Here is a 14,871-nt window from a genome sequence, read left to right as displayed (position 1 = left end):
GGGTGTCCGGCATCGCGCCGGAGCGAGGCATGGCCAGGGCCGGGCGTCAGGTGGCGACGTGCTGTCGTCCCGTGCGAGGCCGAGCCGTTCGGCTCGGGCTGCGTCACCACGTGCGCGGAGGTTCCCGGCCCGGCCTGCGACGGGGTGCGAAATGCGGTGATGCGGGGATATGACCGCCCCCCTGAGGTGCGCAGAAGTGTGCCGTAACGTCACCAGTTTCACGGCTCGGACCGGAGGTAGTAGTCACGCAGGAAGGAAACGCAGCGGCAGGGAATTCACCCACCGACATTCATGACCCCCGTGAACACCCGCCCTTCTGCGCCTTTTCTTTCCATCGGAACGCCATGGGGAAAATCGCGAGGGAGGGTGCAGGGAAAATCCTGCCGCAGGGAAAGTTCTCCCGCCACGCTCGACACCTCCTGCCGCGGCAGGAAATGCACCACCTCGCAGCGGCCGACATCAAGGGAAACCACCGTGCCCACGACTCTCGCTCAAAAGCTGTACCTGCTCTGTTACACCGTCAAAAAGGAAAAATTCCAGCTGGACAACATCCAGGGGCGCGGCCAGCTGCTACGGGCCGGGGCGATGACCGAGCTGGCCCGTGACGGCCTGCTGGACGCCACCGGGGGGAAGGTGCGGCGCCTCCCCGGCGCCCCGCCCGAGGATCCGTTCACCGCCGCGGTCTGGTACGACCTGCCCGAGGACAAGCCCAAGGGCTGGCTCAAGTTCCTCCACGACAAGGCCCACAAGGCCGAGACCCCCGTCCGCGACCAGCTGCTCGCCGCCGGGGACGTCGCCGTCGCGCGCGAGAAGAAGTTCGGAGTCGTCCCCTTCGACCGGGTCACCGTGGTCCACCCGGACCTGGTGCACGCTCTCCAGGACCGGGTGCGCGCGTCCGTCGTCGGCGGCGCTCCCGCCGAGGACCTGACGGACGAACTGGCCATGGCCGTCCTGGCCGTGGAGCTGGAACTGACCTCGGTGTGGAGCAAGGAGGACCGCCGCACCCACAAGTCCGGTCTCACGGCACACGCGGCGCGGTTCGACGCCTTCGTCCCCGGACTGCGCAAGGCGCTCCGCGACTCCTATCTCGCGAGCCGGGCCGTGGGGGGCGGCTGGAGCGCCTGACCCGCGAGGTCATCGAGACGAGAAATACCCCAAGAACGCTGGACCCGCAGTACATGACCAGGAGTGATCGATGTCCCATCCCGAAATCGAGCGCGGCCTCTCCCCGGCCGGCGACAGGAATCCCGGGAACACACCGCCCGCCACCCCGCAGCCACCCGTGCTCGAATCCCTGGGCGGCAAGGCGGGATTCATCTACTCGACCGTCCCGGTCGCGGTGTTCGTGATCGCTCTCGCCTTGCTGTCCACGAAGGCGGCCGTGATCGCGGCCGTGTTCACCGGTGCGGTGCTCACCGTGGTCCGGCTGGTGCGCGGGGAACGTCCGCTCGCCGCCTCCGGCAGCCTGAGCGGCGTTCTGGTCGCGGCGGGCATCGTCGCGCTCACCGGTTCCGCCAAGGACTTCTTCCTGCTGGGCATCTGGGTGGCCTTCGCCGGTTTCCTCGCCACCTTCGGTTCGGTCCTCTTCCGCCGCCCGCTGACCGGGGTGGCATGGAATCTCCTGCACGGTGGCCGGTACGCCTGGCGCGAGGCCCGTCAGGTCCTGCGGGCACACGACATCGCCACACTCGCCGTGGCACTCGTCCTCGGAGCCCGCTTCGTGGTGAAGCAGTGGCTCTACGTGCACGACGCCACCGGCTGGCTCGCCTTCGCGAAGATCGCCATGGGCACCCCCCTCACCGTGGTGGCCGCGCTGGTCGTCGCCTGGGCCTTCCGCAGGACGTCCAAGCACCTGGTGGCCGGCCGATCGGACGGGACGACGGCTCCGCAGGAGCCCGAACTCCCGCCTCGCCAGGGTGCGTCCAGGTAGCGACGCCGTCACAGCACATCGCATCACATCAACGGAGAAAGGACCCCTGGATGCCGATCAGCCATACCCGCGCGGAGACGGTGAGGGAACTCGGAGCGTTCGAGCGGGCCATCGACCTCTACATGCACCGCAATCCCGTCCAGTTCTCCCTGGTCGCCGAGACCGGCCGGAAGGTCTCCGAGCGGACTCTGGAACGGGCCCTGCGGGAGGTGCAGGCACGTCATCCGCTGCTGCGCGTCTCGGTCGACCGCCGGATCCCTCAGGCCCCCCGATACCGCTGGGCAGAGGGACCGGTCAGGATCGACACCGTCGCCGAGGGAACTCCCTGGCAGGCGGTCGTCGCCGATGAGCAGACACGCCCCATCACACCGGAGCCCGGCCCGCTGATGCGGACCGTACTCGTTCCCGCGGAGACCGGCAGCGTCCTCGTGCTGACCTTCGCCCACCAGATCACCGACGGCACGGGCGGCATGCGGGTGGTGGCGGATCTGGTCGCCGCTCTCGACGGCGGCGAGGAGGGCGGCGAGGAGGGCGGCGAGCCGGCCTCCTGGGATGTGCCGCCCGCCCAGGAGGATCTCCTGCGATCCCTCGACGCCGCGACGCCCACCGTGGGACCACCTCACGACGAGCTGATGAACACGCCCGGCGAGCTGGCGGAGTTCTCGGGACGGGCACCGCACGTCTCCGCCGTGGCCCTGGAACGCGGTGCGACCGCACGGCTCGTGGAGCGCTGCCGTGCGGAAGAGGTGTCCGTGCACGCCGCGCTGTGCGCCGCCGCCTGTACGGTCTTCCACCGCGCGGGCCGCTCCCGGGTGAGGGTGCTGAGCCCTGTCGACCTGCGCCGTGCTGCGGGTCTGCCCGACGCTGTCGCCAACCGGTTCGCGGGAGCGCGGACGGCGAGCGATCCGTCCCGGGCCGGGGACTTCTGGAAACTGGCCCGGCACCATCACCAGGCTCTGGAACACGAGCGCGCACCCGGGGTGCTCAGGGCCGGCTCGGAGGCCCTGCGTCAGCAGCCGCCGGCCACCCCTGAAGAGGCCGAGGCGATGATGACCGTGGCCACGGCCGCCGACATCCAGATCACCAATCTCGGGGTGGTGGAGCCGCCGGCACACGGCCCCACCGGTCTCACCGCTCTGTGGGGGCCGGCGCAGACCACCCAGCTGCGCGGTGAGCACGTCCTGGGCGTCGTCACTCACGGGGGACGCCTGCGCATGACGGAGCTGACCCACGACCCCCTGCCCGTCCTGCTGCCCGGCATGGCCGCCGTCCTCGCCCAGCAGTGCGCCGGGCCCGGCTCCCCCTCCGCCTGATCCGTTCAGGACGCCGAGCTCGTCCCCGATACGTCCCCGGCCGTCCGGTGGTTCGGCACGGCCTCGCCGAACCGGAGGACCGCCACCGGACCTCGCCGGCCCCCCGGTCACCGCACCCACGCCGCGCCCCCGGCGGCCGCACCCGATCAGCGACACACAGGAGTACCCATGCAGTCCCCTGCCGATGCCGATACCGATGCCCCCGAGGCGGTCAGCGCTGCCCTGCTGGCCGAGCTGCGGTCCCACCTGCCGGCGGACCGTGTGCTCACCGGCGGGCCCGACCACACGCGCGCGTCGGCGTTGTTCAACGCGGCGGTCGACGTCCGCCCCTCCGTCGTCGTGCGGTGTGTGACCACCGCCGACGTGCAGGCCGGCGTCCGCGCGGCCCGCCACCACGGAGTGCCGCTCTCCGTGCGCGGCGGAGGTCACGACTTCTGGGGCCGGGCGTTCCGCCCGGGTGGACTGGTCCTCGATCTGACCGGCATGCGGGGAGTTCAGGTCGACATCGGCCGGCGTTGCGCGACGGTGGGTGGCGGGGCGCTCTCGTCCGACGTCGTATCCGCCGCCGAGCAGGTGGGCCTGACCGCCGTCACCGGAACGGCGGGCGCCGTCGGGATGGTCGGCCTCACGCTCGGCGGCGGCTACGGCCCCCTGATCGGGCGGTTCGGGCTCGCGGCCGACAACCTGCTCGGCGCCGAGGTCGTCCTGGCCGACGGTTCACGGGTGGACACCGACGCCGATCATCATCCGGACCTCTTCTGGGCGCTGCGCGGCGGCGGAGGCAACTTCGGGGTCGTGACCTCGGCGCGGATCCGGCTCCACCCCGTGCCGACGGTGGTGTCGGGAACCATCCTGTACCCGATCGCCCAGAGCGCCGACGTGCTGGCCGGGCTCGCCGGGATGCTTCAGGAGTGTCCGGACGAGCTGACGGTGGACGTGGGGTTCCTTCCCGGCCCGGACGGCGAACCGGTGGTGTACGTCGCTCCGACCTGGTCGGGGGATCCCGCGGTGGGGAACGCCGGGAACGGCCCGGTGCGCGCCCTGGGCCGACTCGGTACACCCGTGCTGACCGAGGTCGGGCCGGTCGCCCGTTCCGCGACACTGGCCGCGACGGACGCCATGTTCCCACCCGGGCGCAGGGGCGCCATCCGCACCCGGAGCGTCCGGAGCCTCTCCGGCTCCATGGCGACCGTCCTGGAACAGGCCGCCCATGGGTTCACCTCACCGTTCTCCGCGATGGTGTGGCATCAGTTCCATGGTGCCGCCACCCGTCCATCTGTCGGTTCGGCCGCGTTCGGCCGACGCTCACCGCACCTCATGGTCGAGCTGATCTCGATGTGGGAGGACAGCGACGGCAGCGACAGCGCGGGCGGCGGCAGGTCCCCGCACCTGCGCTGGCTGGAAGAGCTGCACGCGGCCCTCGAGCCCTTCTCCCTGCCGGGCGGTTACGTGAACTTCCTGGGTCCGGAGACCCCCGACCAGGTGGCGAACTCCTACGGGCCGAACACCGAACGTCTGCTCGCCGTGAAGTCCGCGGTCGACCCGGACTGCGTCTTCGCCGCCACACCACTCCCCACCCCGGCCGCCGATGCCGGTTCCGCGCCCGTGTGAGGCATGGGCGGGATCGCCACCGCGGCCGCCGGAGGCGCGATCACGTGGACACACCCCGGCGGTGAGCGCGCCACCGGTGACGTTCTGCTCCGGCGCACGACATGCCGCGTCCGGCGTGCGCCGGGGTTGTCGGGGCGGGGCCAGGCCGGCGGTCCTCGGCCGGTGGATCTCCGGGCGGGGGTGCGCCCTGTGCGGTCGTGGTGTTCGAGCCGGGCCTCCTGCCAGGGCAGGCGGCGGACGCGGCTCACGTCGAGGGGTCAGCGGCCGGCCGCGTCGAGCAGAGAGGAGTACCGCAGGCGGAGCGCGCGCTCCATGCTCGCCAGAACGGCCCCGCCCCCCAGGACGAGGTTCAGCCAGACCGGCAGGTGTATCGGCGACTCGAACGTTCCGACCCGCTGCGCGACGGGAGGAATCTGAGAGACAGGTTCGACGAGCTGGACCAGGTTCAGGCCTACACCGATGACGAGCAGCAGCACCGATCCGATGGCGATCGCCCGGCTCAGTCCCGGATGGCGGTCACCGAAGCGCGCCCGCCGTCCCTCCGCCGAGGCCGGGTCGGGCGTGAGCTGACGCGGCTGTCCGTCCGAGGGGCGGTAGTGGCAGCGCCGGATGCCGTAGTTACTCATGGCCACCTCGATGACACCGCCGTCGACGGGGAAGACCGCGGGCAAGGTCGACTGGGCCACGTGCCTGCCGTCCAGGAACAGATGCGCCCGGATCTTGCTGTTGCCCAACCGCGCCCAGTGCCGTACGTCGACGGCGTGCAGGCGGGCGTGCCCGTCGGCACCGGGAAGCCGTAGCCAGAACAGGGAGCGCAGGGGCAGCTGCCACCAGCGGAACCGCTGCAATGCCCTGCCGTCTCCCGGCTTGAGGCGCTTCGACGCAGCCCACCGCTTCCATCCCATGCTTCACCCCTCCTGCGCACACCAGCCGCGACATCGCTGGTACAGCGTTTCAGGAGCACGCTAGCACGCTGTACTAGTACGGCGTGCTAGTACAGCGTGCCAGTACAGTGGGGGCAGTGAGGAGAAACGAAGGAGAGCGGAGCATGGACACACGGGAGAAGATCCTCCAGGCCGCCGCGGAGATGCTCGCCGAGGACATGGCGGCGAAGCTGAGCGTCCGAGCGGTCGCCGCGCGGGCGGGGGTGAGCACCGGCTCGCTGAGGTTCCACTTCCCCACCCAGCGCGCCCTCCAGGACAGCCTGCTCGCGCGGATCTACGAACACCTGCTGCCCGGCGACCCGATCCAGGACCGGACACTGCCGCCCCGCGAACGGCTGCTGAACTGCCTGCGGCAGTTCCTCGCCCCCCTCGGCACCAGCGAAGACGCGCGAACCGCGTGGGGCACGACGTATCGGGCCTTCATCGAACCCGAGCCGACCGAAGCGGTACGCGTGGCCTATCTCGGCCATGAGCGGGAGGCGGAGCGCCGGGTCGAACACTGGCTGACCGTGCTCGCCGAGGAGGGCGCACTGCCCCCGGGAGACCACACCCGCAACGTCAGGTTCCTTCTCACCGTCCTCAACGGGCTCTCCGTCGAACGCGCCCTCCCCACCGGCGAATCCGTCCTCACCGCCGAGACCGCGACCCTCAAAGCCGCCGTCGACCACGTCCTCTCCACCGGCCCCGCACCACCCGCCGGACCGGCTCGGCCCTGAACCGGCGACCCTCCGCACCGGTACCCCCCGAGGGGCAGGGCGCGAGAGCACGGTGAGACGGGCCCTGCCCTGGGCAAGCCGGGGGTCTCGGCGGCGATCCGCTCGGGTGCGCGGTGCCGAGGACGCCGGCGCGCGCGGTGGCCCGTACCCGCGGGCCGGTGCGGCGGCCGGGAACCACGGGCCCGGCGTTCCGGTGAGGTCTGGCGCAGGCAGGCCGGGAAGGGCTGGGCGTTGAGGAGGCCTCACGCCGGCCGGCCGACCGCAGCGTTCCGGGCGACGAACCCGCGTGGGCCGCGGTGGCGTCGCCGAACCGCTGATCACCGGCAGCCGCCCTTCCTCCCGCACCGCGGCACCGCGTACACCCCCGACCCGCTGCCATCAGTCGCTCCGGTGTGGCTCCGCAGGCGGGAAGGGCCCGGAGAGCTCGACCCGCCGGAGGTCGCGCAACCGGTCGAGACCCCCGGCGCTCCTGCTGAACCGCTGCTCAGGCTCCCTTGCCAGCGGGCTCGAGGATCGCCACGCACTCCACGTGCGACGTCATCGGAAACAGGTCGAACGCCCGCAGCATGCGCACCTTGTAGCCGCCCTCGCGGAAGTAGGCCAGGTCGCGGGCGAGGGCGGCCGGGTCGCAGGCGACGTAGGCGATGCGGCGGGGGCCGAGGGCGGCGATGTCGGCGACCGTGCGGCGGCCCGCGCCCGCGCGGGGCGGGTCGAGGACGACGAGGTCGGCCTCGGTGATGCCGGTGCGCGGCAGCACCTGCTCGACCTTGCCCTGCTCGACGCGGACCCGGTCCAGGTCGGCCAGGTTGTGCCGGGCGTCGGCCACGGCCCGCCGGCTGGACTCGATGCCGAGCACCGCGCCCTTCTCCCCCACCCGCTCGGCGATGGCGCCCGCGAAGAGGCCCACCCCGCAGTAGAGGTCGAGCGCCGTGTCGCCCTTGCGCGGCAGCAGCCCCTGCATCACGGCCTCCACCAGCAGGTCCGGCGCCTTGGGGTGGATCTGCCAGAAGCCGCCGGAGCCGACCCGCCAGGTGCGGCCGGCGGCGCGTTCGCGGACGAAGGGGCGGCCGTGCACCCGGTGCACTCCCCCGTCCTTCTCGTCCACCCGCATCACCGACACCGGCCGGTCGAGCTCGACGATCGGCAGCCGGCCTCCGGGGCGCGGGGTGAGGATCGCCTGGCGGTCGCCGGAGCCGCTGGCGGCGATGGCCTCCACCGCCGCGGTCTGCGGCCACTCCCGGTCCTCCACGCCGAGTTCGGTGACGCCCGGCGCGGCGATCAGGCACTGGTCGATCCGCTGCACCTCGTGCGAGCGGTGGCGGCGCAGCCCCGCGTACCCCTCCTCGTCCACGGTGTACTGCACCCGGGTCCGCCAGGCGGGCACCTCACCCTTGGGCACCTTGTCACCGGGGACGGGCATGACGGTGCCGTCCCACTTGGCCTCCTCCGGGGTCAGCCCCGCCAGCCGGGCGAGCTGTTCGGTGATCACGGCCGCCTTCAGCCGCCGCTGCGCGCCGGGGCCCGCGTGCTGCCAGTCGCACCCGCCGCAGCGGCCGGGGCCGGAGAAGGGGCAGGGCGCGGGGATCCGGTCCGGGGACGCCTCCACCACCTCCACCGCGTCCGCGCGCAGGTAGCGGGAGTTCTCGTCGCCCTCGGTGACGCGGGCGACGACCCGCTCCCCCGGCAGCGTGTGCCGGACGAACAGCACCCGGCCGGCCTCGGTGCGGGCGATGCAGTGGCCGCCGTGCGCGACGGGCCCGACCTCGACCTCGTACTCCTCACCGACCAGGGAGGGGGCGGCGGCGGAGGGGGTGGCTGGTGTGGTCACTGCGGAGTGCTCCTGGTGTGGTGGGCGGTGCGGAAAGCGGTGAGTTCGAGGCGGGCGGGGACGGGCGAGGGAACGGGGGCGGGTGCGCCCGGCGCCGCGGCCGTGGCGGGCCCGGCGCCCCCGGCCGGGCTCCGGCCGGACGGCACGGGCCGCGCGACACGCCAGTTGACCTGGCCGTGCGGCCGCGGCGGACCCCCGCCGGCGCCGCCCGGACGCCGCGCCCCGCCGCCGGGCGGAGTGCAGCCGTCCAGTGTACGGCCGCCCCCCGGACTCTACGTCCCCGGCCGGGAGCCGCTGTCCAGGCCCGCGTCGGTGCGGGACGCGGGCCCGCCCGGTCCCCCGTCCCCGCCACCCGGGCCGCCCGGGCCGTCCGGCCCCACCGGTCCGCGGCGCACCGCGCCCGGCGCGTCCCAGTCGGCCCGGCGCCGCGCCCGCGCCCGGGCCCGCTCGGAGGACTCCAGCTGGTACGGCACGGAGGTCACCATCACCCCGGGTGTGAACAGCAGCCGCCCCTTGAGCCGCAACGCGCTCTGGTTGTGCAGCAGTTGCTCGTACCAGCGGCCGACGACGTACTCGGGGATGTAGACGGTGACGGCGTCCCGCGGGCTGTCGCGGCGCAGCCCCTTGACGTACTCGACGGTCGGCCGGGTGATCTCCCGGTACGGGGAGTCGAGGATCTTCAACGGGACGCCGATCCCCCGCCGCTCCCACTCGGCGCGCAGCGCGCGGGTCTCCTCCGGGTCGACGTTGATGCTCAGCGCCTCCAACGGCCCGGAGCGCATCAGCTTGGCGTAGGCCAGCGCCCGCAGGGTCGGCTTGTGCACCTTGGAGACGAGCACGATGGAGTGGACCCGGGACGGGCGCACGGTGTCGTCCCCCGGGCCGTCCGGCGCGGCCAGTTCCTCGGCCACCCGGTCGTAGTGGCGGCGGATCGCGGTCATCAGGCCGTAGAAGAGGATCATCCCGAGCAGGGCCACCCAGGCCCCGTGGGAGAACTTGGTGACCAGCACGACGGCCAGCACCAGCCCGGTGAAGCAGGCGCCGGTGAAGTTGATCGCCCGGGCGCGCCTCATCCGGCGCCGCGCGGCCGGTTCGGGTCCCTCGGCGAGGTGGCGGTTCCAGTGGCGGACCATGCCGGCCTGGCTGAGGGTGAAGGCGACGAAGACGCCGACGATGTAGAGCTGGATCAGCCGGGTGGAGTCGGCCTCGTAGATCCCCACCAGGACGGCGGCGGCGCCCGCGAGCAGCACGATGCCGTTGGAGAAGGCGAGCCGGTCGCCGCGGGTGTGGAGCTGCCGCGGGAGGTAGCGGTCCTGGGCGAGGATCGAGCCGAGCAGCGGGAAGCCGTTGTAGGCGGTGTTGGCGGCGAGGAAGAGCACCAGCGCGGTGGCCGCGGCGAGCAGCACGAACAGCGCGCTGCCCGGTCCGAAGACGGCGGCGGCGACCTGCGAGATCACCGGGTCCTGGTGGTAGCCGGCGCCGACCGGCTCGCCGTCCCGCAGCAGTTCGCGGGCCGGACGCTCGGCCATCTTGACGCCGGTGGCCAGGGCGAGGCCGATGATGCCGGCGAACATGGTGACGGCCAGCCCGCCCATCAGCGCGAGCGTCGTGGCGGCGTTGCGGCTCTTGGGGCGGCGGAAGGCCGGCACGCCGTTGCTGATGGCCTCCACACCGGTGAGCGCCGCGCAGCCGGAGGAGAACGCCCGCAGCAGCAGGAAGACCAGGGCGAACCCGGCCAGCCCCTGGGTCTCGGCGGCGATCTCGAAGTCCGCCGTGGGCGCGCGCATCTCCTCGCCGAGGAGCAGCCCGCGGAAGGCGCCCCAGCCGATCATGAGGAAGACACCGGCGACGAAGACGTAGGTCGGTATGGCGAAGAGCTTGCCGGACTCCCGGACCCCCCGCAGGTTCATCAAGGTGAGCAGGACGATCGTGCCGATCGCGAACTCCGTCTGGTGGTTCGCCACCACCGGCACGGCCGAGCCGAGGTTCTCCACCCCGGCCGAGATCGACACGGCGACCGTCAGCACGTAGTCGACGAGCAGCGCGCCCGCCACGGCGCGGCCGGCCCGGGGACCGAGGTTGGTGGTCGCCACCTCGTAGTCGCCGCCCCCGCTGGGGTAGGCGCGCACGTTCTGGCGGTAGGAGGCGACCACGATCAGCATGAGCAGCACCACGGCCGCCGTGATCCACGGGCTGAAGTGGTACGCGGTGATCCCCGCCGCGGACAGGACGATCAGCACCTCGCCCGGGGCGTACGCCACGGAGGAGAGCGGGTCGGAGGCGAAGACGGGGAGGGCGATCCGCTTGGGGAGCAGCGTCTCCCCGAGCCGGTCGCTGCGCAGGGCCCGCCCGATGAGGATGCGTTTGGGCAGGTCGGTCAGTTTGGACACGCTGAGGATGGTAAGCCCGTCCGGGAAGCGCTCCGTGTCTCCCGCGGGCCCTGGGGGGAAGTCCTTGACGAAATTCGAACGGGATGCGAACGAACGGCGAACGGCCCACCAACGGGAGCGGACCGGCCGGCGGCGGTCCGGCGGGGCGGGCCAGGCGTCCGGAGCGGTCCCGGCCCCGGCCGGAACCATGGTCGAATACGCGGTGGGCCCGCTTCCGAGGCGGGCGGGTAGCGTTACCGGCGACAGCACGGCACCGGTGGCACCCCGGCGGGGACGGAAGGATGATGGGCGATGTGTGTCCAGGTCGCAACAGCAGCGGAAGGCGCGGGATAGGGCCCCATGCACATCGTGATCATGGGCTGCGGCCGGGTCGGCTCGGCCCTGGCGCAGACGCTTGAGGAGCAGGGCCACACGGTCGCGGTCATCGACCAGGACCCCACCGCATTCCGCCGTCTCGGCTCCGGCTTCGGCGGCCGCCGCGTCACCGGGGTCGGCTTCGACCAGGACACCCTGCGCGAGGCCGGTATCGAGGAGGCGGGCGCCTTCGCGGCGGTGAGCAGCGGCGACAACTCCAACATCATCGCCGCCCGGGTGGCCCGCGAGATGTTCTCCGTGGAGAACGTGGCCGCCCGGATCTACGACCCGCGGCGCGCCGAGGTCTACCAGCGTCTCGGCATCCCGACGGTGGCCACCGTCCGCTGGACGGCCGACCAGATGCTGCGGCGCCTGCTGCCCTCGGGCGCCGAGGCGCTGTGGCGCGACCCGAGCGGCGCGGTGCAACTCGCCGAGGTGCACGTCTCCACGGAGTGGGTGGGCCACAAGGTCGGCCGGCTCCAGGAGGAGGCGGGCTGCCGGGTGGCGTTCCTGACCCGGCTGGGGGAGGCGATCCTGCCCGGTTCGCAGACGGTGCTGCAGGAGGGCGACCTGGTGCACGTGATGATGCGCGTCGACGACATGGAGAAGATCGAAGCCGTCTTCTCCGAGGGCCCCGGGGAGGAACGGCGATGAGGGTCGCTATCGCGGGCGCCGGCGCGGTGGGCCGCTCCATCGCGGGCGAGCTGCTGGAGAACGGGCACGAGGTGCTGCTGGTCGACAAGGCCCCGACGGCGATCTCGGTGGAGCGGGTGCCGCAGGCCGAGTGGCTGCTGGCGGACGCCTGCGAGATCACCTCGCTGGACGAGGCAGCGCTTCAGCGGTGCAACGTCGTGATCGCCGCCACCGGGGACGACAAGGTGAACCTGGTGGTCTCGCTGCTCGCCAAGACGGAGTACGGGGTCCCCCGGGTCGTCGCGCGGGTCAACCACCCCAAGAACGAGTGGCTGTTCAACGAGGCGTGGGGCGTGGACGTCGCGGTCTCCACGCCGCGGCTGATGTCGGCGCTGGTCGAGGAGGCGGTGAGCGTCGGCGACCTCGTACGGCTGCTGCGCTTCACCCACGGCGACGCCAACCTGGTCGAGCTGACCCTGCCGCCGGAGTCCACCCTGGCGGGCACCCGGGTCGGCGACGTCGCCTGGCCGGACAACACCTCGCTGGTCACCATCATCCGGGGCACGCGGGTACTCGTCCCCAACCCGGACGACGCCCTGGAGGCCGGGGACGAGCTGCTCTTCGTCGCCGCCCAGGAGGAGGAGCAGCGTCTGGAGGACCTGCTCTCGGCGCGCCGGGAGGGCTGACCGGCGGCGCTCCGGGGAGGCAGTCGCCCCGGCCGGTCCGGGCGCGCGGGTGCCGGCGCGGGCGGGGCGAGGGCCCCGGCAGCGGCGGGCATCCTCCTCGCGGGCCGCACCGGCGGTCCGGTGGCTCCCGGGCGGCCGGACGGGGCGGGCCGCCGGGTACAGGACGTGCGGAAGGGCCGGACACCATCGCTGGTGTCCGGCCCTTCCGTGTGCCGGGCCCCGGGGCCGCACGGGGCGCGGCCGGCCCTCACGGTCCGGCCCGTACCGCTCCCCGCCCCGGGCCGGTTCAGTCCCGCGCGTGGCGGCGCCGGGCGGGCGGCTCCGCGGGGCCCCCGCCGGGGCCCTGGGGGCCGCCCGGGGTCCCCTCCCGGGAGGGTTCGGAGGAGAGACGGTCGACGGCCTCGTCCGCCATGTCGTGCACCAGCCGCTCCAGGGCGTCCTCGCCCTGCTTGGCGGCCCGCTCGCGCTCCTCGCGCTCGCGTTCCTCGGCCTCCATCTCGGCGATCACGTCGATCGGAGGCGGCGCCTTCGACAGGAACACCCACGTCAGGTAGACACAGAGCAGGAACGGCGGGATACCGAGGGCGACCTTCACCCAGCCGAGCTGGGTGGCGTCCCCCCACCAGTAGAGCGGGAAGAGGATCGCCGACTTGGCGAGCAGGATGATCCCCCAGGCCCAGGTGGCCCGGGTGTAGGCGCGGAAGCGGCCCGGGTTGCGGGTCCGCCAGGAGAGGTTCTCCCGCAGGATCGGGCCGAGCAGCACGCCGATCAGCGGGAAGCGGAACACCGCCGAGAGGATGTAGACCACGGCGAGGCCGAGGGTGTAGAGCATCCCCGGCAGGTAGAAGTTCTTCGCGTCGCCGGACATCGTCGCGAAGACCGCGCCGATGGCCACGCCGAAGACGCCGCTGAAGGCGTGCTTGAGGGTGTCCCGCCGGACGAGGCGGATCGCGGCGAGGACGAGGGTCAGGCCCAGGGCGGCGACCGCCGCCAGCTGGATGTCACGCCTGATGGTGTAGATCAGCACGAACACCAGGCCGGGCACGGTGGTGTCCACCATGCCGCGGACCCCGCCGAACGCCTCCATCAGAGCCTTGTCGGCGGAGTCGGCGGAACCGGCGGAGCCGTCGGGCCCGGCGGTGCCCGCCGGGGCGGCCGGATCCGCCGGCTCGGTTCGGTTCGCGGGGGTGGGCTTCTCGGAGGACGCCACCGGCTACTCCTGTCCAGGTGGTCGGAGTTCGTATCGGGGGTTGAACAGCACCCGGCGGCCCTGGCTGCTGGAGACCCGGCCGGAGGCGATGATCCTGCGGCCCGGTTCTATGCCGGCGATCGCCCGGCGGCCCAGCCAGACGACGTCCAGCGGTGCCGTCCCGTCGTACAGCTCGGCCTCCAGCGCGGGCACGCCGGCCCGCGGGCGCTGGGTGACGGTGCGCAGCGTACCCGTCACCGTGACGACCTCGCGGTCCTGGCAGTCACGGATACGGACACAGCCGGCCGTGGCGCGGGTGTCCTCGCGGAGCTCATCGGCCTCCAGCTCCTCGGGGGTCGAGGAGAGACGGTCGAACATCCGGCGGAGGCGGCCGGCTGACTTCACGGATCGGGTGGCGCCACTCATGGGGGAAGCCTAACGGGGGTGCGGCCGGGCGGATCGCGGCCCGGATCACGGCTCGAAGCGGTACCCCATCCCCGGCTCGGTGATGAAGTGCCGCGGATGTGACGGGTCCGCCTCCAGTTTACGGCGGAGCTGGGCCATGTAGACGCGGAGATAGTTGGTCTCGGTGCCGTAGGTGGGCCCCCACACCTCCTGGAGCAGCTGTTTCTGCCCGACGAGCCGCCCGGGGCTGCGGACCAGCACCTCCAGCAGATGCCACTCGGTCGGGGTCAGCCGGATGTCCTTCCCGCCGCGGTTCACCCGCTTCGCGGCCAGGTCCACGGTGAACTCCCCGGTCCGGACCACCACCGGCTCCTCGGCGGCGACCGGCTCGGCGCGGCGTACGGCCGCCCGCAGCCGGGCCAGCAGCTCGTCCATCCCGAAGGGCTTGGTGACGTAGTCGTCGGCGCCCGCGTCGAGCGCCTCCACCTTCTCGTCGGAGGTGTGGCGGGCGGAGAGCACCAGGACGGGGACGCGGCTGCGCCGGCGCAGCTCCCGGATGACGTCCACCCCGTCCATGTCGGGCAGCCCGAGGTCGAGGATGACCACGTCCGGGTGGCGCTCGGCGGCGGTGCGCAGCGCGGTGGCGCCGTCGGCGGCGCTGTCCACCTCGTAGTCCCGGGCGCGGAGATTGATCACCAGGGCGCGGACGATGCGCGGCTCGTCGTCGACCACCAGGACCCGGTGCCGGGCGGGGGTGGAAGCGGGTGGCTGCGGCATGGCGGTGCGGCCTCTCTCTCGTCTCCTGGGCCCGGCGGGCCGGGACGGCTCCGGCGATGGCTCCGGCGACGGCTCCGGCGGGCCGCCCGGCCGGG

General features: G+C 73.0%; 14 protein-coding genes. 7 read left to right on the top strand and 7 right to left on the bottom strand.

The window, feature by feature from the left end; translation table 11 throughout:
* Positions 1-275: 275 nt before the first annotated feature.
* Positions 276-482 (bottom strand): hypothetical protein, encoded by a 207-nt coding sequence (locus HCK00_RS16055; protein WP_168102637.1) that lies wholly within the window; start codon positions 480-482, stop codon positions 276-278.
* On the opposite strand from HCK00_RS16055, the gene HCK00_RS16050 reads away from it, so the two are divergent.
* The 4 genes from HCK00_RS16050 to HCK00_RS16035 all read left to right on the top strand — a co-directional run bounded on the left by HCK00_RS16050 (position 475) and on the right by HCK00_RS16035 (position 4,854).
* Positions 475-1,125, top strand: a complete 651-nt coding sequence (locus HCK00_RS16050) for a GOLPH3/VPS74 family protein (RefSeq protein WP_168102636.1) — start codon at positions 475-477, stop codon at positions 1,123-1,125. The two genes, HCK00_RS16055 and HCK00_RS16050, sit on opposite strands and share 8 nt — an antisense overlap.
* 70 nt (positions 1,126-1,195) lie before the next feature.
* Positions 1,196-1,930 (top strand): DUF3159 domain-containing protein, encoded by a 735-nt coding sequence (locus HCK00_RS16045; RefSeq protein WP_168102635.1) that lies wholly within the window; start codon positions 1,196-1,198, stop codon positions 1,928-1,930.
* Between the two features lie 50 nt (positions 1,931-1,980).
* Positions 1,981-3,243: a phthiocerol/phthiodiolone dimycocerosyl transferase family protein gene (locus HCK00_RS16040; RefSeq protein ID WP_168102634.1), complete on the top strand. Its 1,263-nt coding sequence runs from the start codon at positions 1,981-1,983 to the stop codon at positions 3,241-3,243.
* Between the two features lie 168 nt (positions 3,244-3,411).
* The gene (locus HCK00_RS16035; protein WP_168102633.1) at positions 3,412-4,854 is read left to right on the top strand and encodes an FAD-binding oxidoreductase; all 1,443 of its coding nucleotides are present in this window, start codon (positions 3,412-3,414) and stop codon (positions 4,852-4,854) included.
* Between the two features lie 257 nt (positions 4,855-5,111).
* Here the strand turns inward: HCK00_RS16035 and HCK00_RS16030 are convergent, their stop codons facing one another.
* Complete coding sequence (locus HCK00_RS16030; RefSeq protein WP_168102632.1) at positions 5,112-5,759, bottom strand: hypothetical protein; 648 nt, start codon at positions 5,757-5,759, stop codon at positions 5,112-5,114.
* Between the two features lie 143 nt (positions 5,760-5,902).
* On the opposite strand from HCK00_RS16030, the gene HCK00_RS16025 reads away from it, so the two are divergent.
* Positions 5,903-6,514, top strand: a complete 612-nt coding sequence (locus HCK00_RS16025) for a TetR/AcrR family transcriptional regulator (protein ID WP_168102631.1) — start codon at positions 5,903-5,905, stop codon at positions 6,512-6,514.
* 484 nt (positions 6,515-6,998) lie between these two features.
* Here HCK00_RS16025 and HCK00_RS16020 read toward each other — a convergent pair whose 3' ends face one another.
* Together HCK00_RS16020 and HCK00_RS16015 are read right to left on the bottom strand one after the other, a co-directional pair.
* Positions 6,999-8,342 carry a class I SAM-dependent RNA methyltransferase gene (locus HCK00_RS16020; protein WP_168102630.1) on the bottom strand — a complete coding sequence of 448 codons (1,344 nt, stop codon included), beginning with the start codon at positions 8,340-8,342 and terminating at the stop codon, positions 6,999-7,001.
* 272 nt (positions 8,343-8,614) lie between these two features.
* The gene (locus HCK00_RS16015) at positions 8,615-10,732 is read right to left on the bottom strand and encodes an APC family permease (RefSeq protein ID WP_168102629.1); all 2,118 of its coding nucleotides are present in this window, start codon (positions 10,730-10,732) and stop codon (positions 8,615-8,617) included.
* A gap of 339 nt (positions 10,733-11,071) precedes the next feature.
* Here HCK00_RS16015 and HCK00_RS16010 point away from each other — a divergent pair, with 339 nt between their 5' ends.
* Positions 11,072-11,740, top strand: a complete 669-nt coding sequence (locus tag HCK00_RS16010) for a potassium channel family protein (protein ID WP_168102628.1) — start codon at positions 11,072-11,074, stop codon at positions 11,738-11,740.
* Positions 11,737-12,405 carry a potassium channel family protein gene (locus HCK00_RS16005; RefSeq protein ID WP_168102627.1) on the top strand — a complete coding sequence of 223 codons (669 nt, stop codon included), beginning with the start codon at positions 11,737-11,739 and terminating at the stop codon, positions 12,403-12,405. The genes HCK00_RS16010 and HCK00_RS16005 overlap by 4 nt, the downstream gene beginning before the upstream one ends.
* Before the next feature lie 286 nt (positions 12,406-12,691).
* Here HCK00_RS16005 and HCK00_RS16000 read toward each other — a convergent pair whose 3' ends face one another.
* Genes HCK00_RS16000 through HCK00_RS15990 form a run of 3 tightly spaced genes read right to left on the bottom strand, consistent with a single transcriptional unit; the run spans position 12,692 to position 14,776 of the window.
* A complete protein-coding gene (locus HCK00_RS16000) occupies positions 12,692-13,615 on the bottom strand; it encodes a DUF3159 domain-containing protein (protein ID WP_311765344.1) in 924 nt (307 codons plus the stop codon).
* A 3-nt stretch (positions 13,616-13,618) separates the two neighbouring features.
* Positions 13,619-14,020 (bottom strand): OB-fold nucleic acid binding domain-containing protein, encoded by a 402-nt coding sequence (locus HCK00_RS15995; protein WP_168102626.1) that lies wholly within the window; start codon positions 14,018-14,020, stop codon positions 13,619-13,621.
* 45 nt (positions 14,021-14,065) lie between these two features.
* Positions 14,066-14,776: a response regulator gene (locus tag HCK00_RS15990; protein WP_168102625.1), complete on the bottom strand. Its 711-nt coding sequence runs from the start codon at positions 14,774-14,776 to the stop codon at positions 14,066-14,068.
* Between the last annotated feature and the right edge of the window lie 95 nt (positions 14,777-14,871).

Source organism: Streptomyces zingiberis (genome assembly GCF_012034935.1).
GTDB lineage: Bacteria > Actinomycetota > Actinomycetes > Streptomycetales > Streptomycetaceae > Streptomyces > Streptomyces zingiberis.
This window is presented reverse-complemented; position numbering and strand designations above follow the sequence as displayed.

What these genes read in the sequence shown, in the direction of transcription:
- HCK00_RS16045 (WP_168102635.1), top strand. Translation starts at nt 1,196, where the DNA reads ATGTCCCATCCCGAAATCGAGCGCGGCCTCTCCCCGGCCGGCGACAGG.
- HCK00_RS16035 (WP_168102633.1), top strand. Translation starts at nt 3,412, where the DNA reads ATGCAGTCCCCTGCCGATGCCGATACCGATGCCCCCGAGGCGGTCAGC.
- HCK00_RS16025 (WP_168102631.1), top strand. Translation starts at nt 5,903, where the DNA reads ATGGACACACGGGAGAAGATCCTCCAGGCCGCCGCGGAGATGCTCGCC.
- HCK00_RS15995 (WP_168102626.1), bottom strand. Translation starts at nt 14,020, where the DNA reads ATGAGTGGCGCCACCCGATCCGTGAAGTCAGCCGGCCGCCTCCGCCGG.
- HCK00_RS16010 (WP_168102628.1), top strand. Translation starts at nt 11,072, where the DNA reads ATGCACATCGTGATCATGGGCTGCGGCCGGGTCGGCTCGGCCCTGGCG.
- HCK00_RS16030 (WP_168102632.1), bottom strand. Translation starts at nt 5,759, where the DNA reads ATGGGATGGAAGCGGTGGGCTGCGTCGAAGCGCCTCAAGCCGGGAGAC.
- HCK00_RS15990 (WP_168102625.1), bottom strand. Translation starts at nt 14,776, where the DNA reads ATGCCGCAGCCACCCGCTTCCACCCCCGCCCGGCACCGGGTCCTGGTG.
- HCK00_RS16005 (WP_168102627.1), top strand. Translation starts at nt 11,737, where the DNA reads ATGAGGGTCGCTATCGCGGGCGCCGGCGCGGTGGGCCGCTCCATCGCG.
- HCK00_RS16040 (WP_168102634.1), top strand. Translation starts at nt 1,981, where the DNA reads ATGCCGATCAGCCATACCCGCGCGGAGACGGTGAGGGAACTCGGAGCG.